Raw genomic sequence first — 24,915 nt, 5'->3', positions numbered from 1 at the left:
AGGGTACCGAGCCGCGGTGTCAGGCGAAGGCTCGCACGACGGCGACCATGTCGAGGTCGGCGTGCCCGGATGCCGCGGTCGCCTCGTAGAGCGACGACACGAGATCGATGATGGGCGTCGTCGCGCCCGCCTCGCGTGCGGCATCGAGCACGAGCCGGCAGTTCTTCACGACGTCGGAGATCGCCGCCTGCGGCGACTCGTCGCCCGCCACGAGCTTCGCCGCCTTCACGCGGCCGATCGGGCTGTCCATGGGGCTCGCCTCGAGCACGCGCACGACGGATGCCACATCGACCCCCGCGGCGCGCGCGGCCGTGAGCGCCTCGGCGAGGGATGCGACCATCGCCATCATGTAGTGATTGACGGCGATCTTCGTGCGGAGGGCCGCGGGAGCCTCGCCGCACCGCACGACGGCCTTCGCGAGCGGGCTCAGGAGCGCCTCGGCGGCGTCGAGTGCGGCCGCGTCGTCGCCCGCGAGCATGACGACGAGCTCGCCGCGCTCCGCGGGCACGCGCGAACCCGACACGGGAGCCTCGACGTACGCGCCGCCCGCCTGGCGGACGTCGGCCGCGAGCGCCGCCGAGTACGCGGGCGAGTTGGTGCCCGTCACCACGATGCGGCGGCCGGCCACGCGGTGGGCGAAGGCGTCCGTGCCGCGGCCGAGCACCGCATCCGTCGCGCCCTCGTCGCGCAGCATGAGCACGACCGTCGCGCAGGCGGCGAAGAGGGCGTCGGGGTCGGCGGCGTGCGTCGCGCCGCGCGCGACGAGCGGCGCGCACGCCTCCGGCCGGCGGCTCCACACCGCGAGCTCGGTGCCGGCGTCGAGCAGGCGCGTCGCCATCGGCACGCCCATGATGCCGAGGCCCGCGAAGCCGACCGTCACGACCGCGCTCCCTCGGCGAGTCCGGCGTTCGTGTACTCGGCAGGACCGAACGCGACGACCACGACGAGATCCTCCTCGACGTCGACGAAGCGATGCTCCTCGCCCGCCGCGACGAACGCGACCGTCCCCGGGAGGATCGGGAGGTCGGCATCCGCGCCCCGCAGCGTCGCGCGGCCGCGCAGGCAGATGTAGACCTCGTCCTCGGTGTGCGGCTGCTGCGGGTCGACGGCCCCGGCCGGGATCGAGTACGTGCCGAGGCTGAGGCCGGGCGTGCGCAGCCTCTCGCGGTAGTCGGCGAGCGAGTCGGCGGTGAAGGTGTCGGAGTCCTCGACGATGTGCATGCCGGGATGATCGCGGATGCGGGGGGCCGCGCGCTCGGGCCACCTCGCGGCATCCGGCCTGCACTCGTGATCGCCCGTCGCGAGCAGATCGACCGCTGACCGCGTGTGCCCGCACCGGCGCCAACCCCGCGGCCCGCGCTTCGCTAACCTGAGCGCGTGACCCGCATCATCGCCGGCTTCGCCGGCTCGCTCGCTCTGGCGGTGCCGAAGACCGGCACGCGTCCGACGAGCGACCGCGTGCGGGAGGCGATCTTCTCGGCGCTCGACGCGCGCGACCTCGTGCACGGCGCGCGCGTGCTCGACCTCTACGCCGGATCGGGTGCACTCGGACTCGAGGCGGCGTCCCGCGGGGCAGCCGAGGTGACCCTCGTCGACCGGTCGCGGGATGCGGCGGTCGTGTCGCGCCGGAACGCGGAGCGCGTGGGCCGCGCGGCTCCGGCGGAGGCGCCGCCCGTCATCCGCACGGTCGTGCAGCCCGTGCAGACCTTCCTCGCGGGTGCCGCGGGCGGCTGGGACCTCGTGTTCCTCGACCCGCCCTACGAGCTGACCGGCGCCGAGCTCGTCGACGACCTGCTGCTGCTGGCGCCGCGCGTCGCTCCGGATGCCGTGATCGTCGTCGAGCGCTCGGCGCGCGACCCCGAACCCGCGTGGCCCGCCGGCCTCACGCTCGACCGCCGCACCGCCTACGGCGAGACCGCCGTCTTCTGGCTCTCCCCCGCGCCCGACTGCGCCCCCGCATCCGCCTGACCGCGCCGCCGCGCCGCGTCCGCCTCGCCGTCCGTGTCGTGCTGTTGTGCAGGAGTCTGCTGTTGTGCAGGAGATCGCTGCCGTTGCGCAGGAAGCCTCGGCGCGAGCACCGGGTTTTCGGGGGCGCTCACTCGGGCGGGGTCGGCAACTCCTGCACAACAGCAGAGTCCTGCACAACAGCAGAGTCCTGCACAACAGCGTCAGGTCAGCCGGCGGCGCCGTCCCAGTCGGCGTAGGGGTCCCAGCCGCCACGGGGGTCGAACGGGCGGCCATCGACACGCACGCCCGGCTCGCCCGCGCGCACGCGGCCGATCGGGCGGAAACCGGATGGCAGAACCGCGTCGCCCGGGAACGTCGCGAGCAGCGCGTGGTCCTCCCCGCCCGTCAGCGCCACCGTCGACCCGACGGCGGCCGCGTCGAGGTCGATCGCCACCCCCGACGCCTCCCCCATGCGCCGCGCGTCGAGCGCGAGGCCGTCGCTCACATCCATCATCGCCGTCGCGCCCGCACGAGCCGCCACCACGCCCGCGGTGATCGGCGGGCTCGGCGCGAGCTGAGCGTCGAGCTCGCGGTCGAACTCGGGCCGCAGCGACGCGGCGGCCACTGAGTCCGGCACCCCCTCCGCGTCGACACCGCGCGCGAACAGCAGCTCGAGCCCGCGCCCCGCGAGCCCCAGCTCGCCGCACACGGCGACGACATCGCCCGCACGCGCCCCCGAGCGCAGCACCGGCGGCCGCCCCTCGAGGTCGCCGAACGCCGTCACCGCGACAGTCAACTGGTCGGACACCGACAGATCGCCCCCCACGACCCCGCACTCCGGAGCGAGCGCCGCGCACCCCTCGCGCAGGCCGTCCGCGAACTCCTCGATCCAGCGCACCTCCGTGTCGGCGGGCGCCACGAGGGCCACCACGAGAGCCGTCGGCCGGGCACCCATCGCCGCGACGTCGGCGAGGTTCGACGCAGCCGCCTTCCAGCCGAGCTGGAACGCGCTCGACCACGCGTGCCGGAAATCCGGGCCGTGCACGAGCGTGTCCGTCGTCACGACGAAGCGCCCGTCGGGGGCCGCCACGACGGCGGCGTCGTCGCCCGGTCCGAGCAGAGCGGATGCGGCGTCCGGCAGCCGCGGGAAGATGCGCCCCAGCACCGCCGACTCCCCGAGCGAGGCCAGCGTCCCGTCCGGATCCGTCACCCGGCCAGGTTAGCCTGGAGCGTGCGCAAGACCCGAGCCAGCATCGCCGCCGCCGCTGCCGTCGTGCTCGCGGTGACGCTCAGCGGATGCGCGTCCGTCGTGCCGATGGAGCCCGCCGAGGGCGCGAACGACCCCGGTTGCGCCGACGTCATCGTGCGGCTGCCCGACACGGTCGCCGGCCAGGAGCGCCGCGAGACCAACGCGCAGGCGACGGGCGCGTGGGGCTCGCCCGCATCCGTGCTCCTGTACTGCGGGGTCGAGGTGCCGAGCGCGTCGACGCAGCGCTGCATCCAGGTCGACGGCATCTTCTGGCTCGTCGACGGCAGCCAGGAGCCCACCTACGTGCTGCGCAGCTACGGTCGCGAGCCCGCCATCGACGTCGTCGTCGACGGGGCGGTCGCGGGACCGACGCCCGCGCTCATGGACCTCTCCCGCGCGGTCTCCTTCACGCGACCCAACGGGCACGAGTGCACCGACCTCGAGGACGCCGACATCGCGGGCGGCTGACGCCCCGCCCTGCGCTGGGTGAACAGCGCCGCACCCCACCACTGCTGGTTGAGCCGCGCCACCACCGCTGGTTGAGTAGCGCCGCGCCACCACCGCTGGTTGAGTAGCGCCGCGCCGCGAGTCCGCGCGGCACGACGCGTATCGAAACCCTCGCACCGCGTATCAACAGCGGGCCCCGGGATGCGAAACCTCCGCACGTCATCCGCCCGTCCGGTTTCGATACGCCGTGCGTCGCGCCTGCGGCGCGGCGCACGGCACTCAACCAGCGGTGAACACGCGCGGCCGCTCTACCGCTGGTTGAGTGCGCGCGGTCGCGCGGAGCGCGACCCGTCGCCTGGTGACGTGCCCCTCTCCGTTGGTTGAGTAGCGCCGCGCGCGAAGCGCACGACGCGTATCGAAACCCCCGCACCCGCGTATCAACAGCGGGCCACGGGATGCGAACCCTCCGCACGTCACCCGCCCGTCCGGTTTCGATACGCCGTGCGTCGCGCGCTCCGCGCACGGCGCGCGGCACTCAACCAGCGGTTGAGCGCCGCGTCGTGCCAGCAGCGAAAGCGCCGCGGGCCGCAGGCGCCAGCCAGCAGGGCGGCGCCAGCCGACCTGCGAGAAAGCACCGCGTGCGACGCACCACAGGTGCGACGCACCCCGCCACCGCGGACTACCGCCGCGCCGCGAGCCCCAGCTCGATGAGCTCCGTGATGAGCTCCGGGTAGCTGACACCCGACGCCTGCCAGCACGAGGGGAACATCGAGATGGGTGTGAAGCCGGGCATCGTGTTGATCTCGTTGACGACGAAGCCCTCCCCCGTGAGGAAGAAGTCGACGCGGGCGAGCCCCGCACCGCCGATGGCCTCGAAGGCGCGCGCGGCGATGCGACGCATCTCGCGCAGTTCGCCGTCGTGCAGCTCGGCGGGGCAGATGAGCTGGGCGGCGTCGGGGTCGAGGTACTTCGCCTCGAAGTCGTAGAAGTCGCGCCCGGTGACGACGATCTCGCCCGCGAGCGAGACGCGCGGCTCGCCGCCGTCGCGGCCCTCGAGCACGGCGCACTCGACCTCGCGGCCGACGACCGCGGCCTCCACGAGCACCGTCGTGTCCTCGGCGAACGCGACCTCGACGGCCGCGTCGAGGTCAGACCACTCGGCGACCTTGGTCACCCCCACCGACGACCCGGCACGCGACGGCTTCACGAACACCGGCAGGCCGAGGGCGCGGATGCGGCGCTCGAAGAGCTCGCGCTGCCCGTCCCAGCGGGCGGGCGTGAGCGAGACCCACGGGGCGACGTCGATTCCGGCGGCGACGAGCACCGACTTGGTCATGTGCTTGTCCATGGCGACCGACGACGCGAGCACGCCGTTGCCGACGTAGGGAAGGTCGAGCAGCTCGAGCTGCCCCTGCACGGTGCCGTCTTCGCCGAACTTGCCGTGCAGGATCGGGAACACGATGTCGATGTCGCCGAGCGACGACTCGGTGCCGTCGGCGGCGACGAGTGTGAGCTCGCGCGAGTCCGCCGCATCCGGGAGGCGCACGCGGGTGCCGTTGTCGACGACCTCGGGCAGCTCGGCGCGCAGCGCGAACAGCTCGGAGTCGTCGGGCTGCAGCGTCCAGGCGCCCGTGCGCGTGATGCCGACGGGCACGACCTCGAAGCGGCTGCGGTCGATGGCCGACAGCACGCCCGCGGCGGTGGCGCACGAGATGCCGTGCTCGCTCGAGCGCCCTCCGAACAGCAGGGCGACGCGGATCATGCGGCCTCCGGGTTCAGGACGGCCCGGGTCATTCGCCCTGCGGCACGTCGGTGTCGGTCGTGAGGTGCGGAGCGATGTCCCGCGGGTCCAGCGTACCCGCCAGCACCTCGGCGACCTGGCTCACGATCGGCATCTCGACGCCCATCTCGGCGGCGAGCTCGAGCACGGGCGCGACCGAGCTGATGCCCTCGGCGGTCTGGTTCATCTGCGCGATGACCTCGTGGTAGTCGTAGCCCTGCCCGAGCAGGCGCCCCGCGGTGTTGTTGCGCGAGAGCGGCGACTCGCACGTCGCGATGAGATCGCCGAGCCCCGCGAGCCCGCTCATGGTCTCGGGCAGCGCGCCGAACGCGACCGCGAAGTCCGTCATCTCGACGAGGCCGCGCGTGATGATCGACGCCTTGGTGTTCTCGCCGTAGCCGACGCCGTCGACGATGCCGATCGCGACGGCGATGAGGTTCTTGAGCACGCCGCCGAACTCGGTGCCCACGACATCCGTGTTGACGAACGAGCGGAAGTACGGGTTGCGCGCCGCGAGCGCCACCTCGGATGCCGTGGCGAGGCTCGACGACGACACGACCGCCGCCGTGGGCTGCTCCTTCGCGATCTCGAGCGCGAGGTTGGGGCCCGAGACGACGGCGATGCGCTCGGCCTCGATGCCGAGCTCCTGCCGGATGACCTCGCTCATGCGATAGCGCGTGCCTCGCTCGACGCCCTTCATGAGCGACACGACGGGCACCTCGGCGGGGATGAGCTCGCGCACGATGCGCAGGTTCTCGCGCAGCGACTGGCTCGGCACCGAGAGGTAGACCTGGTCGGCGCCCTCGAGCACCTCGGGCAGAAGGCTCGAGGCGGAGAGGCCAAGCGGCAGGTTGATGCCCGGCAGGTAGTCGGAGTTGCGGTGCGACTGGCTGATCTCGCGTGCCACCTCGGGGCGCCGGGCCCACAGGGAGACGCGCGACCCGCCGTCGGCGAGGATCTTGGCGAACGTGGTGCCCCACGAGCCGGCACCGAGCACTGCTACGCGCCGCGGCTCGGCGCCCTCGTCGGAAGTCACCCGACCATTCTCCCCTAGCCTGGGCGCGTGACCACGCCATCCCCGCCCCGCGCCGTCGGCGGCGCCGCGCGCGAGCTCGCGGCGGGCTTCGGGTCGCTGTGGACGGGATTCGGTTTCTGGCGCCATCACGTCGGCACGATGATGTTCGGCCTGCTGCCGGCGGCGATCGCGGGCATCGTGCTGTTCGGCGGCCTCGCCGCGCTGCTCGTGTTCATCGACCCGGTCGCGGCGGCGATCACGCCGTTCGCTGAGACGTGGGATGCCGGATGGCGCGTCGCGCTGCGGGTCGTCGTGGGTACGGCGCTCGTGATCGGCGCGGGCGTGCTCTCGGCGCGCGTGTTCACGGCGCTCGCGCTCACGATCGGCGGTCCGATCTACGAGCGCATCGGCACGATCGTCGACGAGAGCTACGGCGAGGTGGCGCGCGCCGAGGGCCCGGGGTTCTGGCGCTCGCTCGGCGACATGTCGGGCATCGTCGCCCGTTCGGTGCTGGGTGCCGCGGCCATCTTCCTCATCGGCCTCGTCCCCGTGGTCGGCTCGATCGCATCCGCCGTCATCGGCGTGATCTTCACGGCGACGATCATCTCGCGCGAGTTCACGCTGCAGGCGATGCAGGTGCGCGGGATGGATGCCGGGGCACGTCGCGCGGTGCACCGCCGCTGGCGCTGGCGGCGGCTCGGCTTCGGTCTCGCGGTGCAGCTGTGCTACCTCGTGCCGCTCGGCGCGGTGCTGTCGATGCCCGCCGCGGTCGCGGGCGGCACGCACCTCGCGCGACGGATGCTGGGCGAGCCCGTCGGGCCGTCGGATGCGCCGGGCGGGCCTCAGGCCGAGGGCGGGGTGTCGAAGCGGCCGATCTCCGACTGACCGTGCGCCGTCGGGTCCCAGCGGCCCTCCGGCGCCGTCTCGCCGCGCAGCTGCTCGAGGAGCTTCGTGATCTCGACCATGACGGCCTCGGTCGCCTCGGCGAGCAGCTCGTGCGTGATGGGCTTGCCGATCCACGGCGACATGTCGACGGGGTCGCCGACGATCGCGTCGATCGTCTTGCGCGGGAAGAGGCTGACCTTCTTCGAGTAGCGCGGCAGGATGTGCTGCACACCCCAGTGCGCCATCGGCACGATCGGCACGCCGTGCTCGAGCGCCATCCGCACGGCACCCGACTTGCCGCGCATGGGCCACAGGTCGGGCTCGCGCGTGAGGGTGCCCTCGGGGTAGATGATGAGCGCGAGGCCGTCGTCGACGAGGCGAGCGGCCTCCTGGAGCGACTGCGTGTTGCGCCCGCCGGCCTGGCGCTCGACGGGGATCTGGCCGGTCGCGCGCAGGATCGACCCGACGACCGGCACCTTGAAGACGCTCGCCTTCGCGAGGAAGCGCGGCACGCGGCCGAGCTTCCACACGATGTAGCCCGTCGTCACCGGGTCGAGGTTCGAGTAGTGGTTCGGCGCGAGCACGACGGCGCCCGTGCGCGGCATCTTGTGGCCGTCGCGGATGCGGTAGCGCGAGATGAGCAGGAGCCACGGGATCACGACCGCCGCGAGCACACGCCACCCGAAGGTCTTCTCCCGCTTGCGGCGCGGGGGCTGAGCCGTCTGCGCCATCAGCCGAGCGTGAAGTCCGCGCCGAGCTGCTCGAGCTTGAGCACGAAACGCTCGTACCCGCGCGCGATGATGCCGACGTTCGACACCGTCGAGCGCCCCTCGGCCGTGAGCGCGGCGATGAGGTAGCTGAAGCCGCCGCGCAGGTCGGGCACCATGACGTCGGCGCCGCGCAGCGGAGTCGGGCCGTTGATGACGGCGACCTGCTCGAGCGGACGACGCGGCACGCGCCAGTCGGGCGACTCGAGGCCGTTCTCGTGCACGGTGATGTCGGCGCCCATCTCGATGAGCGCCTTCGTGAAGCCGAGCCGGTTCTCGTACACGGTCTCGCGCACCATCGAGGTGCCGTTGGCCTGCGTGAGCGCGACGATGAGCGGCTGCTGCCAGTCCGTCATGAAGCCGGGGTGCACATCCGTCTCGACGACGACGGGCTTGAGCTCGCCCGCACGGAAGAAGCGGATGCCGTCCTTCTGGATGTCGAACCCGCCGCCCGCCTTGCGGAAGACGTTGAGGAACGTCATCATCTCCTGCTGCTGCGCACCGCCGACGAACACGTCGCCGTTCGTCGCGAGGGCCGCAGAGGCCCAGCTCGCGACCTCGTTGCGGTCGAAGATCGCGCGGTGCGTGTAGCCGTCGAGACGGTCGACGCCCTCGATGAAGATCGTGCGGTTGGGCTCGACCGAGATGATCGCGCCCATCTTCTGCAGGATCGCGATGAGATCCATGATCTCGGGCTCGATCGCGGCGTTCTTGAGTTCGGTGACGCCCTTCGCGCGCACGCCCGTGAGCAGCACCTGCTCGGTCGCGCCGACGCTCGGGTACGGCAGCTCGATCTTCGCGCCCGTGAGCCCGTTGGGGGCCGTGATGCGGATGCCCTCGTAGCTCTTGTCGACGATCGCGCCGAACGCGCGCAGCGCATCCATGTGGAAGTCGATCGGGCGGTCGCCGATGCGGCACCCGCCGAGGTCGGGGATGAGCGCCTCGCCGAGGCGGTGCAGGAGCGGCCCGCAGAACAGGATCGGGATGCGCGAGGAGCCCGCGAGCGCGTCGATCTGCGCGAAGTGCGCCTTCTCGACGTTCGCGGGGTCGAGCAGCAGCTCGCCCTCGGCCGGCTGCGAGACGCCCACACCGTAGGCGCCGAGCATGCGCGTGACGACGTCGACGTCGCTGATCTCGGGCACGCTCTGCAGCAGGCTGGGGCTGTCGCCCAGCAGAGCCGCGACCATCGCCTTGGTGGCGAGGTTCTTGGCCCCGCGCACCTCGATCCGTCCGACGAGCGGCTTGCCGCCCTCGATGACGATGCTGTCGGCGGTCAGCCCGACGCGCTGACCCGCCTTCTGGGCGTCGCGCGCGAGGTTCATCGCGACTGAGTCCAAGTTCACTTCCTGGTCATATGGGGCCCTGGGGCCTTAGCGGATGGGGAGAGTCCGGGGCCGCCAGCTCTCGCGGGTGGTCTCGAACTCGGTGATCCGCGCTTCGTCGCGCAGTGTGAGGCCGATGTCGTCGAGCCCCTCCAGCAGTCGCCACCGAGTGTAGTCGTCGATGTCGAACGGAACTGTGAGGTCGCCGACCGTCACCGTCTTCTCAACGAGGTCGACCGTGGCGTTCATTCCCGGCTGCGCCTCGAGGATCTCCCAGAGCTCCTCGACGGTCTCCTCGGGCACGGTGCCCGTGAGGAGCCCCTGCTTGCCGGAGTTGCCGCGGAAGATGTCGGCGAAGCGCGGCGAGATGACGGCGGCGAAGCCGAAGTCGCGAAGGGCCCACACGGCGTGCTCACGGCTCGAGCCCGTGCCGAAGTCGGGGCCCGTGATGAGGATCTTGGCGCCCTCGTAGGCGGGCTGGTTGAGGATGAAGTCGGGGTCCTGGCGCCACGAGTAGAACAGCGCGTCGTCGAAGCCCGTCTTGGTGACGCGCTTGAGGAACTGGGCCGGGATGATCTGGTCGGTGTCGACGTTCGAGCGGCGGAACGGCACGGCGACGCCCTCGATCACGGTGATCTTGTCCATTACGCCGACACCTCCTCGACACGCACGGTATCGCTCGCGTTCTCGAGGTCCCACGGGCTTGACAAGGTGCCCCGGATCGCCGTCGCGGCGGCGACGAGCGGCGACACGAGGTGCGTGCGTCCGCCCTTGCCCTGGCGGCCCTCGAAGTTGCGGTTCGAGGTGGATGCGCAGCGCTCCCCCGGCGCGAGCTGGTCGGGGTTCATGCCGAGGCACATCGAGCATCCGGCGAAGCGCCACTCGGCGCCGAACTCCTCGACGATCTTGTCGATGCCCTCGGCCTCGGCCTCGATGCGCACGCGCGCCGAGCCCGGCACGACCATGACGCGCACGCCGTCGGCCTTCTTGCGGCCCTTGATGACGGATGCGAACGCCCGCAGGTCCTCGATGCGCGAGTTCGTGCACGAACCCATGAAGACGGCGTCGACCTTGATGTGCTTCATGGGGGTGCCCGCCTCGAGGTCCATGTACTCGAGGGCGCGCTCGGCGGCGGCGCGCTCGTTGTGGTCGGCGATCGTCGCCGGGTCGGGCACCGTCTCCGACAGCGAGACGCCCTGGCCGGGGTTCGTGCCCCACGTCACGAAGGGCTCGAGCTCGTTCGCGTCGAGGAACACCTCGGCGTCGAACGCGGCGCCCTCGTCGGTCGCGAGCGTCTTCCAGTACGCGACCGCGGCATCCCAGTCCTCGCCCTGCGGCGCGTGCGGGCGGCCCTTGACGTACTCGAAGGTGGTCTCGTCGGGCGCGACCATGCCGGCGCGGGCGCCCGCCTCGATCGACATGTTGCAGATCGTCATGCGCCCCTCCATCGAGAGGGAGCGGATGGCGCTGCCGCGGTATTCGAGCACGTAGCCCTGGCCGCCGCCCGTGCCGATCTTGGCGATGACCGCGAGGATGATGTCCTTCGCCGTGACGCCGGGGCGCAGCTCGCCCTCGACCGTGATGGCCATCGTCTTGAACGGCTTGAGCGGCAGCGTCTGGGTCGCGAGCACGTGCTCGACCTCGGACGTGCCGATGCCGAAGGCCATCGCGCCGAACGCGCCGTGGGTCGAGGTGTGCGAGTCGCCGCAGACGACGGTGATGCCCGGCATCGTGAGGCCGAGCTGCGGGCCGACGACGTGCACGATGCCCTGCTCGACGTCGCCGAGCGAGTGCAGGCGGATGCCGAACTCCTCGGCGTTGCGGCGCAGCGTCTCGATCTGGGTGCGGCTCGTGAGGTCGGCGATGGGCTTGTCGATGCCGATCGTCGGGGTGTTGTGGTCTTCGGTCGCGATCGTCAGGTCGGGGCGCCGCACGGGGCGGCCGGCCTGGCGCAGGCCGTCGAACGCCTGCGGGCTCGTGACCTCGTGCACGAGGTGCAGGTCGATGTAGATGAGGTCGGGCTCGCCGTTCTCGCCCTTGGCGACGACGTGCGCGTCCCACACCTTCTCGGCCAGCGTGCGCGGACGGTCGGGGATGCTGATGGCAGAAGTGGTCTCGGTGTCGGAGACGGTGCTCATGGGTGCGGGTTCCTTCATCGGTTCGTTGTCGGCCGCTGTGCCCTCGGGGGCGGGCGGACTCCGCGACGAGGGAGGCCGGGGGCTAGACCTCGTCGCGGCGAGGAAGGAGGAGGTGCCGAGCGAGCATGGGGTCGAGGATATCACCGCAACCCGCGCGCTGACGTCGCGCCGCCCTCGTCAGCCCCGGCGGACGCTCAGCACGTAGTCGCCGAGCTCGACGCTCGAGCCCGTGGGCACGTTGACCCGGCGTCCGGGCGCCACCTCGGTGACGTCCTCGCCGTGCACGACCCACACGCCGTTCGTCGAGTTGAGGTCGTGCACCCAGAGGCCCGAGTCGTCGACCTCGAAGACGGCATGGGTCTTCGACACGGACTGCGTCGTGTCGTCGACCGGCAGCAGCACGGCCCCCGGCCAGGCCTCGAAGTCGGCGGGGTTGCGGCCGATGATGACGCTGCGGTTCACGGGCATCTCGCTGCCGTCGGCGAGCACGAGGCGCCAGCCGGCGGGTGCGGGCGCAGGAGGCGCGGGAGCAGGAGGCGCGGGAGGGGCGGATGCCGCGGACGGCGGCGGCACGACGGGGGCGGCGTAGGGGGAGTCGGTCGGGTCGGGGATCGCGCGCTGCGTCTCGTGCGAGACCTCGGGCTCCGCGGGGGCCGGCACGGGCATGCCCGGCACCGTCGGCACGAAGACGATCTCCTCGCGCTCGGGCGTGCGCGGGCGCTCGGCCTTGGGCGGCAGCTTGAACGTGCCCGAGTCGAAGATGCCGGGCGGCATCCCGATGAAGCCGTCGTCCTCGTCCGCCACGGTCACCTCCCGGTCGTGGGCCTCCGCCCGTCACGAGAGTAGCCCAGCGAGGCGGGCGATTCAGTTGTAGGTGTTGGGCTCCGGCACGTTCCGGGCGAGGTCGCCGCGGATGAAGCAGCGATCCATGCCGTCGAGGCTCGCGACCTCCTCCGGGAGCGTCTGCGGCCACCGCCCAGGAAGGCCCCACAGCATCGCCCACCCGCCGAGCTCCGGCCGTGGGGAGTCGGTCGTGCGCGCCCACGCCTCGAGGTCGCGCACCGCCTGCAGGTAGCGCCGCTCCGCCTCGGGCTTGGGCGGCAGCAGGGGCACGATCATGCCGACCGCCGCGACGATCGCCACGCCGATCGTGAGCCATGCGAGGGCGCCGACGTCGCCGCCGGCCCGGAAGGCCCCGACGATCACGCCGAGTGCGGCGAGCCCCACGACCACGACGAGCAGCACGCGCAGCCAGGCGAGGCGGGCGCGCTCCTCGCCGAAGCCGGAGCGCTGCAGGTCGCGCGCCTCGAGCGCCGCCGCGTGCACGCGATCGCGCCACTCGCCATCCTCGCGCTCGACGACGACCGTGAGGCCCGGATGCGGCACGCCTCCGAACATCGCGACGAGGATGCGCGCCTCCACGGGGTGCACGGCGGCGATCGCGGGTCCCGCGGTGAACCGCCAGATGGGTCCGGCCGCCGACCTGCCCTGCGACGAGGGCGGGTGGTACGCCCCGATGCGCTCGACGACGACGACGCCGCGCAGCATCCAGTCGGCGAGGAGCGGCACGACCTCGTAGAAGGGTGCGCGCATCGTCGTCGCGGCGAAGACGAGCGGGCCGTCGGGCGGGGTCGGCGACGGCGCGCCGGGGCGCAGGCGGGCGCCCCACAGCCGCATCCGTGCGACGCCGGCCGCCGCGACCGCGAGGAGCAGGATGACGGCGGAGCCGATGCCCAGCCAGGTCACGCGTTCGCCGTCGCATCCTCCGGCACGGGCCACCGCAGCGTGCCGATCACGGCGTCGAAGAGCTCGAGCATCTCCTCCTCGTACTCGGCGAGTGCCGTCGAGAAGGTGATGAGCGCGACGCGGTTCGGGTCGGCCGCGGCCACCCAGTAGTCGGCCTCGACGAGCTCGAAGCTGCGCTCCACGCCGTCGTGCGAGACGTCGGTCGTGCGCCGCCACGCGTGGCGCACGGCGCGCACGCGCGAGCGCGGGTCGTCGATCGTCTCGCTGCTGCCGCCCTCGGGTGCATCGCCCACGGCGAAGTCGACGCCGCGCGTGAGGTCGGCGAAGCCGACGGATGCGAGGTCGAGCTGAGCGGGATCCGCGGGGAACACGGCCGCCCAGGCCGGCAGCGGGATGCCGGGCACGAGCTCGAGGCCGATGTAGAGCTCCTCGGCTCCGCCCTCGCGCGCGGCCTCGACCACGCCCGTGAACCGAGCGCGCAGCTCGGCACGCAGGGTCGCGAGCTCCTCCTTGCGGCCCGTCACCTGCTCGGTGAGCTTGCGCACGGCGCGGAGGGCCGTCGCCTCGGACTCGAGCGGGATGCGCGCCCAGCTGCCCGGGAGCGCGAAGCGGATGCGGGTCATGATGTCCCTTCGACCGGCTCAGGGTAGCCCGGTGCGGTGAGCTCCTCCCCCGCGGCGAGCCGCAGGACGTACTCGGGCAGGTCGTCGAACAGCGCGAGGTCGATCGTCGACACCGTCAGCTCGAGCAGGGCGTCGCTGTCGTCGAAGAACACCGCGACGATGCAGCGCTCGCGCGCGGGGCGCTGCACGCCCGGCGTGCGCGCGTACGCGACGTCGTGCACGACGATCGCACGCCCGAGCGGCACCCGGGTCTCGACGACGCTCGGGTCGACGAGCTCGACCGTGTCGGTCGACGTCTGGGCCCGAGCCGACGCGAGCATGTGCTCATAGGCGCCCTCGGGGGCCTCGCCGTAGCGCCAGCTGAGCAGCGCATCCGCTCGCGCCGTCTCCGGGTCGCGCACGAGCGCGTAGCTGCGACGCTGACCGGGGGCGAGGGTGCGGGCCCACTCGGCGTGCACCGCGAGGCTCGCCCGCAGCCCGCGCTCCTCGGCGGGCGCGAGCTCCGGTGCGAGGCGCTCGATGAGCACGTCGATGACGGCGTCGATCGGGTCGCTGCCGTCGCCGAGCGGCCACCACTGCGGCGCGAGCGACAGCGTGAAGGTCTCGACGGCGGTCACGAGACGCCCGCCGACAGCTTCTCGATGTTCGTGCCGATCGAGATCGACGGATTCGCGGCGCCGCCCGAGAGCACGTTGACGACGGGCTTGAAGCTCGCATTAAGCACATCGTCGCTGCTCAGATCCCATCCGCCCTCGAACGGCCCGAAGGTGCCGCCGGGGCCGCTCTCGGGGAAGAGGTCGAAGTTGACGTCGAGGCCCTTGCCGAGGAAGCCGGATGCCGTGCTGACGCCGAGCTTGATGAAGTCGGTCTTCGACGACGGGAGCAGCTTGTTGGCGATCTCCATGCCGTAGATGCCGACCGTCTCTCCCGTGCCGACGATCGAGCGCGTGAGTGCGAACTCGAAGCGGGCCATGGCGAAGTCCGCCTTGGCGGTCTGGGCGAGCGAGCCCCAGTTGCCGGGCTTGAAGTTGCCGATGCCCTTGAGCTTGTCGCCGATCCCGCCGAGCTTGGCCGTGATGACGCTCGTCGCGAGGCCGATGGTGTCGGAGAGCACGCGACCGAGCGATTCCCGCCCGAGCGCGAACAGCACGAGCGAGCACAGCAGCACCGCGGCGGCGAGGCCGATCGACACGAGCGTGAGGGCTGCGGCGAGCGGCGCGAGGAAGGGCAGGAAGAGCGCGAGAACGCCGACGATGAGCGAGAGCAGGTCGATGATGCCCTTGATGATCTCGAGCACCGAGCGGATCGCCTCGATCCACGGCCCCAGGTTCTCCTGAGCCCACTCGTACATGACCTCGATGACCGCGCCGACGCGGTCCCAGAAGCCGTCGTCGAGGCCGGCGGTGTCGGCCGCGTTCTGGAGGGCGGACATCGCCGCGGTGACGGCGTCCTCCTTGTCGCCCTCTGCGGCGAGGTACTCCGACATGGCGTTCGCGAACTCGTTCGCGTAGCCCGCGACGCGGTTCTTGACGTCGAGCAGCTCGTCGAGCAGCTCCTGCGAGTTCTCGCCGGCGCGCACGCGCTGCTCGATGTCGACCTTCTTGCGGCGCCAGTAGGCGGCCTCGGAGTTGTTGTCGCGGATGCGCTGGCGTGCGGCCTCGGCGCGCGTCTGCGCCGAGCCGAGCTTGTTGTGGTAGCTCACCATCGCGGTCGCCGCGCTGCGGTAGCGCGTCTCGACCTTCTCGACGTCGTGGCGCACGCCGTCGGCCTTGACGCGGAGCTCGTCGACGGCCTCGCTGATGGTGACGTCCTCGCTCGCGAGGGAACGGAGCTCGGAGATCGCGGTGCGCAGCGCGTCGGCGGTCGCCGTCATGACGCGCGCCTTCGCGGAGATCGTGGTGGGAGAACCGGTGAGGGCCTCGGGAACGGGGTCGTAGATGCTCATACCGGCGTCGGTCCTCGTCGTGCGGGGGCGGGTGCGGGGGCGGGTGCGCTCGTGAGGCCCGTCGCGAGATCCTTGTCGATCTTCTCGAACTCGTCGGCGATCATCTTGACCTTCTCGCGCAGCCAGTCGACGTTCTCGAGGATGTTCGCGCGGTGGACCGACCAGTCCTTGCCGAACTCCCGGATGCGGTCGGCGAGGCGGCTGTCGCCGACGGCGTCGGCGAGCTCCTGCATGGTCGACGAGTCGTCGCGCATGTTCGACGACGCGGTCTGCAGTCGCGTGTGCAGACGAGTCAGCTGGTCGTAGTCGACCCTGATGCACTGCTCGGCCATCCCGGCTTCCCTTCTGAGTGCTGCGGTGGTGGAGGTGAGAGGACGGCGGCCGGCCTCCCGCGGTGGTGGGAGGCCGGCCGTCCTCGCGGACTAGCCGCGGATGGCGTTGGCGAGACCCTCGTCGGTCTGCTGCAGCGCGTCGGCAGCCGAGATGAGGAAGCTCGCGAGGCCCTCGAGGCCGTCGATCGCCTGGCCGGTGCCCGTGCGGAACTGCTCGAAGGAGTCGCGGTACGCGGCCGACGACTGCTCGGCCTGGAAGCCCGAGGCGGTCAGCTGGTTCACGAGGTTCGAGAGCTCGGTGAGCTTCGAGTGCAGGTCGTCCTTACCGGCCTGCAGACGGCGGGCGGCGTCGCGGAGGTCGTCGTAGGTGACGTTGAGGTTGGCCATGATGCTCCTTATGTGGTTCCCGCCGGAGCGGGGGCTGGTGTCTTCGACTGTATTGAGTTGTTGAGGAAGGGTCGATGGGGATGACTCCCCATGACCGGTCCCCGGTCAGGTGGTCGGACTACCCGGCCGCCTCCCCCTCGGTGAGCGGCAGCTGCACCCGCACGGCCTTGCCGCGCGCGATGAAGAACCCGCGCCCGGGCGGGAAGTCGCCGCGCGAGACGCGCGGCAGCGAGGTCTTGAGGATCGTGTCGCCCTCCATCGACTCGGGCTGCAGCAGGAAGCCCGTGCGCGCCGACTTGACCTCCTGCAGGAGGGGCCACGACGAGCCCCAGCCGCCGCTCTCGTTCTCGGCGATCAGGAGGTGGTCGCTGCGCTTGACGGCCTTGATCATCTCGACCATCGCCGAGTCGGCGGAGGTGGAGAGGAAGTCGCCGATCTGCTCGATGACGACGAGGATCTTCTCCTCGGCACCCGTCTCCGCGACCGTCGCGGCGACCTCCTTCGCGAGTGACGCGGCATCCTCGACGGTGAGGGCCTTGCCCTCCCAGCCCGGCTGCTGTCCGATCGCCGAGCGCGGCGACCCGAAGTAGTAGCGGGTGACCTTCGGGTGGGCGCGCTCGACGGATGCGACGAGCCAGCGCAGCGCGTTGGTGCGTCCGGATGCGGGCGGGCCGCCGAGCACGAACACGCCGCCCGCCTCGAAGCCGATGGGCTGGAGGGTGTCGTCGGAGATGCCGAGCACGGGCTTGCCGTCGACGTCCGCGGACAGCGTCGCGGCCGGGATCTCGGTGCCGAGCGTGCCGACCTCCGCGGCCTCGCCGCGACCCGTGCGGCGGATGGCCTCGCCGAGCGCCGCGAGAGCCTTCGCCTGCTCCGCGACGCCGGCCTGACCGCCGACGATCGCGAGCTGCGCCTCGGCGCCGTCGATGACGGCACGGCCGGGGGGCGAGGTCGCCGACAGGATGTCGGCGGGCGCGTCGAGCAGCATGTAGCCGGCCTCGTCCGCGAGGCGCAGCGCGATGCGGCGCTGGAACGCGGATGCCACGCCCGTCGGCACGGAGCCGGGACGGTCGGCCGTGATCGCGACGTGCATGCCGAGGCCGCGACCCTCCGCGAGCAGCTGCTGGAAGACGCCGTACCAGGGGGCGCGCGAGGCGCCGATCTCGAACTCGTTCTTGAACGACGGGAAGTTGTCGACGAGCAGCAGGATGCGGCGCTCGTCGGGCTTCCCGGCGATGCGGCGGTAGTCGCCGATCGTGCCGGCGTCGACGGCCGTGTACTCGGCGCTGCGGCGCTCGAGCTCGTCGCGCAGCATCCGGAGCAGCCGCACGACGCGCTCGGGGTCGTCGCCCGAGACGATCGAGCCGACGTGCGGGAGCGCCTCGAGCATCCGGAGGCCGCCCGTCGCGAAGTCGAGCCCGTACACGTCGACGGGGCCGCCGCGCGGCGTGATGCCCGCCGCGGCCGCGAGGGTGCGCAGGGCGACCGTCTTGCCCGCGCCGCTCGCCCCGTAGTACGCGATGTGGCCGTCGACGTCGGGGCGGAACACGACCTCCTGCTGCTTCTGCAGCTGCGGCAGGTCGACGACGCCGAGCACGAGCTCCGCATCCGTGCGCTGGTGCAGTCGCGTGAGGTCGAAGACGGGTGCGAGCTCGTCGAGCCACGGGCGCCGCGGGGCCGGGATGCGGGCCTCCGCCGCCGCCTTCACGAGGTTCGCCACCAAACGCGCCTGGTCGGTGGGGCCGGGGTCGGCCTGCGTCTCGCTCGCGAGCTGCTCGTCGCGGCCCGGGAGCTCCCACTGGTGCTCGGCGCCGAACCGCAGCTCGGCGACGTCGACGCTCGGAGGCGCGGGGGTGTCGCTCGTCCAGCCGCCCGCGTAGGCCGACTGGAACGGCGTGAGGCGCCCGGGGCCGGTCTTCGCGATGCCGCGACCGGGGATCGACGGGTCGAAGGTGCCCGCGATCTTGTCGCCCACGACGTCCATCGAGTCGGACTCGTCGGCCATGCGCAGCGCGATGCGCAGGTTCGTGTTGGCGCGCAGGTTGTCCTTGATGACGCCCGCGGGGCGCTGCGTCGCCATGATGAGGTGGATGCCGAGGGAGCGTCCGCGCTGCGCGATGTCGACGACGCCGTCGACGAACTCGGGCACCTCGCCCGCGAGCGCCGCGAACTCGTCGATCACGAGCACGAGCGCGGGAGGCGCATCCGGATCTCCCCGCTTCTCGAGGTCGAGGAGGTCCTTCGCCTTCTTCCGGTTGAAGAGGTGCTCGCGGTAGTGCAGCTCGGCGCGCAGCGAGGTGAGCGCGCGGCGCACGAGGTGCGGGCTCAGGTCGGTCACGAGGCCCACGCAGTGCGGCAGGTGCACGCAATCGGCGAAGGCCGAGCCGCCCTTGTAGTCGACGAAGAGGAACGTCACGCGGTCGGGGCTGTACTCGGCCGCCATGCCGAGCACCCACGCCTGCAGGAACTCGGACTTGCCGGATCCCGTGGTGCCGCCCACGAGCGCGTGCGGTCCCTGCGTGCGCAGGTCGAGGTGCATCGCATCGACGCCCGCCGAGCCGACGATCGCGCGCAGCTTGCCGGGGCGGCGGCGCACGAGGGGACCGCCCGAGCGGTCGTGGATCGAGTCGTTCTCGCGCCAGCGGCCGATCGCCGCGGACGGGCTCGTCGCGAGCGAGGGACCCACGAGCGAGAGCATCATGATCGAGCGCGGGAGGTCGCTCGAGTCCTCGACGAGCGCGCCGGCATCCGTGACGGGGGCGAGACGCTTCGCGAACCACAGGGCCTGCTCGCGCGTGACGGACTCGTGGCGCACGTCGGTGATCTCGTCGCCGAGGCGGACCAGCCCGACGCGCGCGCCCTCGGAGTCGACCGAGAGGTAGGTGCGCGCGACGGCGGGCAGCTGCTGCTGCGTCGCCGAGACCCACACCGGGTAGACGCCCGCGTCGGCGGCGCGCTCGGCGACCTGCACGAGACGCGCGCGGTCGACGGGGGCGTCGTCGGAGATGAGGAGCACGACGGCGGGCGTCGCGGCGGGAGGCGGGGCGACCTCCTCGGCGCCGTCGCCCGCGGACGCACCCGCGACGAGGGCCGAGTTCTCGAGCATCTTCGCGCCGCGCAGCTCCTGCTCCTTCGTGCGGGAGTCGATGAGCTCCTCGATCGCGGAGAGCAGCGCGCCCCCCGTGGCCTGGCTGTTCGCGAGGTGCACGGCCTCGAGGGGGCTGTGCGGCGACGCCGTGTGCGGCAGCCACTTGAGCCACTCGAACTCGTTCGTCCACGCGTTCGACACGACGGCGGCGACGACGAGCTCGGCCGGGGAGTGCAGGCCCGTGAGCTGCACGAGCACGCCGCGGGCCGCATCCGCCGCGAGGGGCTGCGGGCCGGCGATGCCGAGCGCGCCCGAGAAGTACAGGTTCTCGGTGACGGGCACGTCGGAGACGTCGCGGAAGTCGTGCTTGATCTTCGCGGCGCGCTCGACGTACTCGGGGAGGCCCTCGTCCTCCTTCGTCGTCGTGATGACGTTGCGCGACGCCATCGTGCCGATGCCGAGGTTGACGGAGAGGAACTGCCAGTGCTCGGGGCGTCGTGTCCACAGCAGGGGGCCGAGCTCGACGGCCTGCTGGTACACCTCCGCCGTCGTGGGGCTCTCGGCGCGACGGATGGCGCGCTCGCGCTCGCGCTCCTCGGCGAGAGTCGCCTCGAGCCGCTCGGCGCGCGCGTTGAAGCGCTCGATGTCGAGCTTGCGCTTGCGCTTGCGAGCCTGGCGCGTGCCGAACCACGTGCCGAACATGAGCAGCGGCGACGTCAGCACGAGCAGGAGCATCGCGGGCTCGCGTCGCATGAAGAAGATGCCGACGACGCCCACGAGCAGCGGCGCCACGAGCGCGAGCCACGGGAAGGGCTGCGCGTCCTGCTCCGACGGCGGGGCGGGGGTCGCGTACTCCTGACCCGGGTAGCGGGTCTCCACGCGCGGCGAGCGGTTGAACGCGATCGGGCCGACGGGGCGTGTCTCGGTCGCCGCGGCGGGCGCGGCGATCGCGGCGCGCAGCACCGAGTCGCCCACCCGCACGGTGTCGCCGTCCTCGAGGTCGACGCGCGTCACGAGGCCGCCGTCGACCTCGAGGCCGTTGGCCGAGTTGAGGTCGACGAGGCGGATGGCGCCGCTGAAGACGTCGACGCGCGCGTGGCGCTTCGACACGAGCGGGTCGCTCAGGATGAGGTCGGCCATCGTCGCGTCGCGGCCGAGGTAGCTCGTGCCGGGCACGACCGGGAACTCGGTGCCCGCATCCGGGCCCTCGACGACCACGAGCTTCGCCGCGATCGCGGGCGGGGGCGTCGGCGCGGAGGTGCCCTCGGGCACGATCGCGATGCTCGCGCCCGACGCGACGGGCGCCTCGGCGAGCGCGAAGTCGGAGTCGAGCACGCGGGCGGCGGGTGCACCCGGGTCGGTCACGGCGAGCGTCACGGGGGCGTCCGCGGCGACGCCGAGCTTCGCGAGGTACGGGTCGCGTGCGCGGATGCCCGCGGCGACGTCGGCGACGGTGGCCCCCGCATCCGCCGTCACGACGATGTCGGCCTCGGGCCCCGACTGCCGTTGCAGGGTGAGCTTGAGCTTCAACGGGCGCTCCTTCGCGGTGCGTCGGCGGTGGTGGTGGCGGCGGTGGCGGTGGTGGTGGCGGTGGTGGTGGCGGATGTCAGGCGCGCGACGAGGTCGCGGCCCGCACGGATGCGGTAGCGGCTCAGCAGGCGCACGCGCGGGGGCGCGCTCGCGCGGGCGACGTCGACGGCGTCGAGGGCGCGCGTCCACATGGCGTCGGCCTCGGCCGGGTCGCCCTCGCGGCCCGAGAAGACGAGCTCGTCGGCGTCGGCGGCGAGCACGCGCAGACGGGGCGGCGCCTGCTCCTCGCTCGCCGGGAACTGGACCTCGAGACGCGTCGCGAGCATCGAGCGCGTGAGCCTCGGCGGCACCGCGTAGCCGAGCTCCGAGTAGCGGTCGGTGAGCTCCTCCCACGCGCCCGCGGCCTGGTCGGGCACGGGGCCCGAGCGGCGCTTGCGCAGGCGGCGGCCCTTCACGAACGCGACGACGAGCATCGGCAGGAAGACGAGCGCGGCGAGCGACAGCACGCCGATCCCGACGCCCCATGCCCACGCGGGGATGACGAACAGCGGGTCGTCCTCCTCGTCCTCCTGCTCCTCGAGCTCGACGGGCGTCAGCAGGTCCTCGGCGTCCTTCTCGGCGCGCGGGGGCTGCCGCACCTGCGGCTGCGGCTCGCTCTTCGGCTTCGGCACCTGGTCCTGCGGGATGTCGGTCTCATCCGGGGTCGGATCGAACGCGACCCAGCCGACGCCCTCGAACGGCACCTCGACCCACGCCGTGACGTCGTCGCCCGTGACCGTGACGGCCGAGCCTCCCTCGGGCACCTCGGGCGCGAACCCCATGACGACGCGCGCCGGGTAGCCGAGGCTGCGGGCCATGAGCGCGAACGCCGAGGCGTACTGCTCCTGGTCGCCGATCATCTGGTTGCCCTCGAGCAGCTCCGAGATGCGGTCGGCGCCGTGCCCCGCTCGCGAGGGCACCGAGTCGGATGCGCGCCCGTGGCTCAGGAAGCCGTCGCGCGTGAGCACGAGGCGGATCGCCTCGAGCTGGTCGATGGGCGCGGTGGATGCTCCGGCCCACTCCTGCGCCTTGGACGCGACGATGTCGGGCACCTTCTCGACGGGCGGCAGCTCGACCGAGGCGACCGGCACATCCGCGAGCTCCTGCACCGTCGCGGCTGCCTGCGTGACGGCGTCGAGGCGGTAGCTGTCGCCCTCCGAGAGGCCCGTCGTGAGCACCATGCTGCCGGTCGCGGCGTTGTAGCGGAGATCGTCGGAGTGGCTCGCGGCCTCTCCCCCCGTGAGCTCGAAGTCGGTCGGGTAGCCGACGCCGGGGATCCACACGTCCTCGTAGCCGACGATCGTCACCTCGACCTCGGGGTGCGCGACCGGGCTCAGCAGCGGCGAGCGCGGGATGGAGCGGCCCACGAGCTCGAACGAGCCCGAGCCGGCCGTGCTCGCGGCGGCGCCCGTGACGTTCCAGAGCTTGCCGGTGAACGAGTCGAGCGTCGCCATCCGGATGCGGTCGCCCGGCTCGAGGCCCGCGACCCGGAAGAGCTCCTCGTCGGTCACCTGCTTCGTGAAATGACGGAAGCCCGCGAGGGGGCTCGGGTAGTCGAGCGGGTCGAACGGCGGCTCGATCTCGTCGCGCAGCACGAAACGCTCGTCCTTCGCGGGCGAGAACCAGAAGCCCGCACCGCCGCCCACGATCGCGGCGAGCGCGACGATCGCGGCCGAGCCGAGCACCTTGCGCCGGCGCAGCGAGGTGTCGCTGCTCGCGGCGACGCCGCCGACCGGCTGGCGCCATCCGAGCCACACGAGCGCGAGCACGGCGAACACGACGCCGCGGATGCCGGCCTGGTAGGCCTCCTGGGTTCCGAACAGGATGCCGGCGAGGTAGAGCACCACGGTCGGCACGAGGGCGACGCCGAAGCGCCACGCCGCGCGCGGTCGGCGCGCGAGCCAGCGCGTCGCGAGGAGCGTCGACACGAGCGCGACGAGCCACGACGACGCGTACGGCACGACGGCGATGTAGGCGGGCGCGCCGACGGGCGTCGAGAGCGTCAGCAGGTCGGCCCAGCCGAAGACGGTTCCGACGGCGAGGCTCGCGAGCGACTGCAGCGTCGGCAGGAACCCGAAGAGCGCGAGGCTCGGCACGGCCACGGCGGAGCCGACCACGAAGTAGCCGACGACGGCCGCGACGAAGGTCAGCAGGCCCCCGAGGCGCAGCATCGAGGTGAGCACGCCCGTGACGGCGCCGAGCACGAGCCCGCCGAGGCCCGCGAGCAGGAAGCTGTAGCCGCCGTACGAGGGCGCGAAGCCGAGCACGCCGAGCACGGCGAGCACGAGCAGCACCGCGATGTCGAACCAGGTGCGGCCCGACGGCAGCGCGAGGCCCGGGCGGGTGCGCTCGGGCGCGGGCGCCGGAGCGGATGACGTGGTCGCGGTCACGAGGCGAGCCCCCGGAAGAGAGGCGGCAGGTCCTCGAGCCGGCCGACGGTGAGCATGAGCATCCCGCCGACCGAGCCGAGGCGCGGCTGGGCGCCCGCGTCGACCGTGACGCCGAGGTGGTTCGTGTCGGGCCCGAACACCGTGTTCACGGTGCGGATGTCGCCCGGGCCGAGCTTCGAACCCCCGACCGTCACGACGACGCTCGGCGCGGCGAGGCGCTTCGTGCGCTCGCGCACGAGCTCGCGCAGTCCCGAGAACCCGCCCGTGTGGCCGTACTCGAGGCGGCACGACGAGTCGAGCATCGAGACGACCGTGCGCGTGCGCCACAGGCCCATCTCGCTCACGACGTCGAGCTGCGTGCCGTCGCGCATGACCTGGCCGGCGATCGAGGCGGCGCACGACACGGCGAGCTCGAACTCCTCCTCGCTCGCGTAGAACTGGGCGCTCGTCGGCAGCACGATGATGATCTGCGAGCGGCGGGTCTCCTGGAACTGCCGCACCATGAGCTGGCCGATGCGGGCCGAGGTGCGCCAGTGCACGTAGCGGCGATCGTCGCCGGGCACATAGGGGCGCAGGGCGTGGAACGCGAGGTCGTTGTTGGTGATCTTCTGCGACACCTGGCCCTCGAGGTCGCGCACGAGGCCCGCGGCGCTCGAGGCGAGGCGCACTGTGCGCGGATGCACGAAGAGCTCGACGGGGTCGGCCCACTTCACGGCGCGACGCAGGAGGCCGAGCTGGTCGCCGCGGATCGACTCCGCGGGTCCCGCGACGATGACGGCGCGGCGGTTCGTCGGCACCTGGAAGAGCTCCTCCTGCTCCTGCTTGGGGGTCATCGTGGGCAGCTGGAACTCGGCGACTCCCCGCCCGACCGGCAGCTCCATCCGGGTGGGCGGCAGCTTGCGGGGGCCCGTGTTCGTCACGAGCATGCGCCCCATCGCACGGTCGCCCACGACGACGCGACGCGGGTTGAGCTCGATGAGCACCCCGTAGCTCGACCGGCCGAGCAGGAACGCCGTGGAGACGACCAGCGCCGCGAGCAGCACCCACCCGAGGAAGGTGAACTCCTGCCAGCCGAAGACCGCGGCGAGCACGAGCGAGAGCACCGCGAGGCCGAGCACGATCCAGCCCGACACCGACACGACGCGCACGACCGGCCCGACGACGCGCCAGACGGCGCGCGCGAGAGGCGTCACGACGTTCGCGACGCCTCTCGCGAAGAGTCGCATGCGGGCGCGCACGGACGCGAGGGGTCCGGCCGCTCCGCCGAGTCGGGCTGTCGTCATGC

General features: G+C 72.4%; 22 protein-coding genes. 3 read left to right on the top strand and 19 right to left on the bottom strand.

Annotation, left to right across the window (positions count from 1 at the left end; genetic code table 11):
* Positions 1-19 precede the first annotated feature (19 nt).
* Entirely contained in the window at positions 20-880 is an 861-nt protein-coding gene (locus H4J02_RS03775) for an NAD(P)-dependent oxidoreductase (protein ID WP_187675783.1), read from the bottom strand.
* Positions 877-1,221 (bottom strand): cupin domain-containing protein, encoded by a 345-nt coding sequence (locus H4J02_RS03770; protein ID WP_187675782.1) that lies wholly within the window; start codon positions 1,219-1,221, stop codon positions 877-879. Before H4J02_RS03770 ends, H4J02_RS03775 begins: the two co-directional genes overlap by 4 nt.
* Positions 1,222-1,377: 156 nt before the next feature.
* Here H4J02_RS03770 and rsmD point away from each other — a divergent pair, with 156 nt between their 5' ends.
* Positions 1,378-1,968 carry a 16S rRNA (guanine(966)-N(2))-methyltransferase RsmD gene (gene rsmD / locus H4J02_RS03765; protein WP_187675781.1) on the top strand — a complete coding sequence of 197 codons (591 nt, stop codon included), beginning with the start codon at positions 1,378-1,380 and terminating at the stop codon, positions 1,966-1,968.
* A 205-nt stretch (positions 1,969-2,173) separates the two neighbouring features.
* On the opposite strand, the gene thiL is transcribed toward rsmD, so the two are convergent.
* On the bottom strand, positions 2,174-3,157 hold the full coding sequence (gene thiL, locus H4J02_RS03760; RefSeq protein ID WP_187675780.1) for a thiamine-phosphate kinase: 984 nt from the start codon (positions 3,155-3,157) through the stop codon (positions 2,174-2,176).
* A 21-nt stretch (positions 3,158-3,178) separates the two neighbouring features.
* Here thiL and H4J02_RS03755 point away from each other — a divergent pair, with 21 nt between their 5' ends.
* Positions 3,179-3,664, top strand: a complete 486-nt coding sequence (locus H4J02_RS03755; protein WP_262406202.1) for a DUF3515 domain-containing protein — start codon at positions 3,179-3,181, stop codon at positions 3,662-3,664.
* A 658-nt stretch (positions 3,665-4,322) separates the two neighbouring features.
* Here H4J02_RS03755 and H4J02_RS03750 read toward each other — a convergent pair.
* On the bottom strand, positions 4,323-5,405 hold the full coding sequence (locus H4J02_RS03750) for a D-alanine--D-alanine ligase family protein (protein ID WP_187675779.1): 1,083 nt from the start codon (positions 5,403-5,405) through the stop codon (positions 4,323-4,325).
* A gap of 28 nt (positions 5,406-5,433) precedes the next feature.
* Positions 5,434-6,459, bottom strand: coding sequence for an NAD(P)H-dependent glycerol-3-phosphate dehydrogenase (locus H4J02_RS03745; RefSeq protein WP_262406201.1), 1,026 nt, complete (start codon positions 6,457-6,459; stop codon positions 5,434-5,436).
* 27 nt (positions 6,460-6,486) lie between these two features.
* Between H4J02_RS03745 and H4J02_RS03740 the strand changes: the two genes are divergently transcribed.
* Positions 6,487-7,323, top strand: coding sequence for an EI24 domain-containing protein (locus tag H4J02_RS03740; protein ID WP_187675777.1), 837 nt, complete (start codon positions 6,487-6,489; stop codon positions 7,321-7,323).
* Here H4J02_RS03740 and H4J02_RS03735 read toward each other — a convergent pair.
* The 14 genes from H4J02_RS03735 to H4J02_RS03670 all read right to left on the bottom strand — a co-directional run bounded on the left by H4J02_RS03735 (position 7,281) and on the right by H4J02_RS03670 (position 24,913).
* Positions 7,281-8,054 carry a 1-acyl-sn-glycerol-3-phosphate acyltransferase gene (locus tag H4J02_RS03735; protein ID WP_187675776.1) on the bottom strand — a complete coding sequence of 258 codons (774 nt, stop codon included), beginning with the start codon at positions 8,052-8,054 and terminating at the stop codon, positions 7,281-7,283. The two genes, H4J02_RS03740 and H4J02_RS03735, sit on opposite strands and share 43 nt — an antisense overlap.
* Complete coding sequence (murA, locus tag H4J02_RS03730) at positions 8,054-9,412, bottom strand: UDP-N-acetylglucosamine 1-carboxyvinyltransferase (RefSeq protein ID WP_187676408.1); 1,359 nt, start codon at positions 9,410-9,412, stop codon at positions 8,054-8,056. The genes H4J02_RS03735 and murA overlap by 1 nt, the downstream gene beginning before the upstream one ends.
* A 48-nt stretch (positions 9,413-9,460) precedes the next feature.
* Positions 9,461-10,057, bottom strand: a complete 597-nt coding sequence (gene leuD, locus H4J02_RS03725; RefSeq protein WP_187675775.1) for a 3-isopropylmalate dehydratase small subunit — start codon at positions 10,055-10,057, stop codon at positions 9,461-9,463.
* Complete coding sequence (gene leuC / locus H4J02_RS03720; RefSeq protein WP_187675774.1) at positions 10,057-11,550, bottom strand: 3-isopropylmalate dehydratase large subunit; 1,494 nt, start codon at positions 11,548-11,550, stop codon at positions 10,057-10,059. The genes leuD and leuC overlap by 1 nt, the downstream gene beginning before the upstream one ends.
* 177 nt (positions 11,551-11,727) lie before the next feature.
* Positions 11,728-12,354: an FHA domain-containing protein gene (locus tag H4J02_RS03715; RefSeq protein WP_187675773.1), complete on the bottom strand. Its 627-nt coding sequence runs from the start codon at positions 12,352-12,354 to the stop codon at positions 11,728-11,730.
* Positions 12,355-12,414: 60 nt separating this feature from the next.
* On the bottom strand, positions 12,415-13,296 hold the full coding sequence (locus H4J02_RS03710) for a hypothetical protein (protein ID WP_187675772.1): 882 nt from the start codon (positions 13,294-13,296) through the stop codon (positions 12,415-12,417).
* A complete protein-coding gene (locus tag H4J02_RS03705) occupies positions 13,293-13,919 on the bottom strand; it encodes a hypothetical protein (protein ID WP_187675771.1) in 627 nt (208 codons plus the stop codon). The genes H4J02_RS03710 and H4J02_RS03705 overlap by 4 nt, the downstream gene beginning before the upstream one ends.
* Positions 13,916-14,536: a hypothetical protein gene (locus tag H4J02_RS03700; protein ID WP_187675770.1), complete on the bottom strand. Its 621-nt coding sequence runs from the start codon at positions 14,534-14,536 to the stop codon at positions 13,916-13,918. Before H4J02_RS03700 ends, H4J02_RS03705 begins: the two co-directional genes overlap by 4 nt.
* Positions 14,533-15,864 (bottom strand): hypothetical protein, encoded by a 1,332-nt coding sequence (locus H4J02_RS03695; protein WP_187675769.1) that lies wholly within the window; start codon positions 15,862-15,864, stop codon positions 14,533-14,535. The genes H4J02_RS03700 and H4J02_RS03695 overlap by 4 nt, the downstream gene beginning before the upstream one ends.
* Positions 15,861-16,196: a hypothetical protein gene (locus H4J02_RS03690; protein ID WP_187675768.1), complete on the bottom strand. Its 336-nt coding sequence runs from the start codon at positions 16,194-16,196 to the stop codon at positions 15,861-15,863. The genes H4J02_RS03695 and H4J02_RS03690 overlap by 4 nt, the downstream gene beginning before the upstream one ends.
* A 90-nt stretch (positions 16,197-16,286) precedes the next feature.
* Entirely contained in the window at positions 16,287-16,583 is a 297-nt protein-coding gene (locus H4J02_RS03685) for a WXG100 family type VII secretion target (protein ID WP_187675767.1), read from the bottom strand.
* Between the two features lie 118 nt (positions 16,584-16,701).
* Positions 16,702-21,201, bottom strand: coding sequence for an FtsK/SpoIIIE domain-containing protein (locus H4J02_RS03680; protein ID WP_187675766.1), 4,500 nt, complete (start codon positions 21,199-21,201; stop codon positions 16,702-16,704).
* Positions 21,198-23,630, bottom strand: a complete 2,433-nt coding sequence (locus H4J02_RS03675) for a transglutaminase domain-containing protein (RefSeq protein WP_187675765.1) — start codon at positions 23,628-23,630, stop codon at positions 21,198-21,200. Before H4J02_RS03675 ends, H4J02_RS03680 begins: the two co-directional genes overlap by 4 nt.
* Positions 23,627-24,913 carry a DUF58 domain-containing protein gene (locus H4J02_RS03670; protein WP_187675764.1) on the bottom strand — a complete coding sequence of 429 codons (1,287 nt, stop codon included), beginning with the start codon at positions 24,911-24,913 and terminating at the stop codon, positions 23,627-23,629. The genes H4J02_RS03675 and H4J02_RS03670 overlap by 4 nt, the downstream gene beginning before the upstream one ends.
* Positions 24,914-24,915: the final 2 nt, after the last annotated feature.

Source organism: Protaetiibacter sp. SSC-01, assembly GCF_014483895.1.
Taxonomy (GTDB): domain Bacteria; phylum Actinomycetota; class Actinomycetes; order Actinomycetales; family Microbacteriaceae; genus Homoserinibacter.
Note: the sequence above shows the minus strand (reverse complement) of the source record. Positions and strands in the feature narration are given on the sequence as shown.

Coding starts and splice junctions, on each gene's coding strand:
- H4J02_RS03685 (WP_187675767.1), bottom strand. CDS start 16,583: ATGGCCAACCTCAACGTCACCTACGACGACCTCCGCGACGCCGCCCGC.
- H4J02_RS03705 (WP_187675771.1), bottom strand. CDS start 13,919: ATGACCCGCATCCGCTTCGCGCTCCCGGGCAGCTGGGCGCGCATCCCG.
- leuC (WP_187675774.1), bottom strand. CDS start 11,550: ATGAGCACCGTCTCCGACACCGAGACCACTTCTGCCATCAGCATCCCC.
- murA (WP_187676408.1), bottom strand. CDS start 9,412: ATGAACCTCGCGCGCGACGCCCAGAAGGCGGGTCAGCGCGTCGGGCTG.
- H4J02_RS03695 (WP_187675769.1), bottom strand. CDS start 15,864: ATGAGCATCTACGACCCCGTTCCCGAGGCCCTCACCGGTTCTCCCACC.
- H4J02_RS03750 (WP_187675779.1), bottom strand. CDS start 5,405: ATGATCCGCGTCGCCCTGCTGTTCGGAGGGCGCTCGAGCGAGCACGGC.
- H4J02_RS03770 (WP_187675782.1), bottom strand. CDS start 1,221: ATGCACATCGTCGAGGACTCCGACACCTTCACCGCCGACTCGCTCGCC.
- H4J02_RS03690 (WP_187675768.1), bottom strand. CDS start 16,196: ATGGCCGAGCAGTGCATCAGGGTCGACTACGACCAGCTGACTCGTCTG.
- H4J02_RS03735 (WP_187675776.1), bottom strand. CDS start 8,054: ATGGCGCAGACGGCTCAGCCCCCGCGCCGCAAGCGGGAGAAGACCTTC.
- H4J02_RS03670 (WP_187675764.1), bottom strand. CDS start 24,913: ATGACGACAGCCCGACTCGGCGGAGCGGCCGGACCCCTCGCGTCCGTG.
- leuD (WP_187675775.1), bottom strand. CDS start 10,057: ATGGACAAGATCACCGTGATCGAGGGCGTCGCCGTGCCGTTCCGCCGC.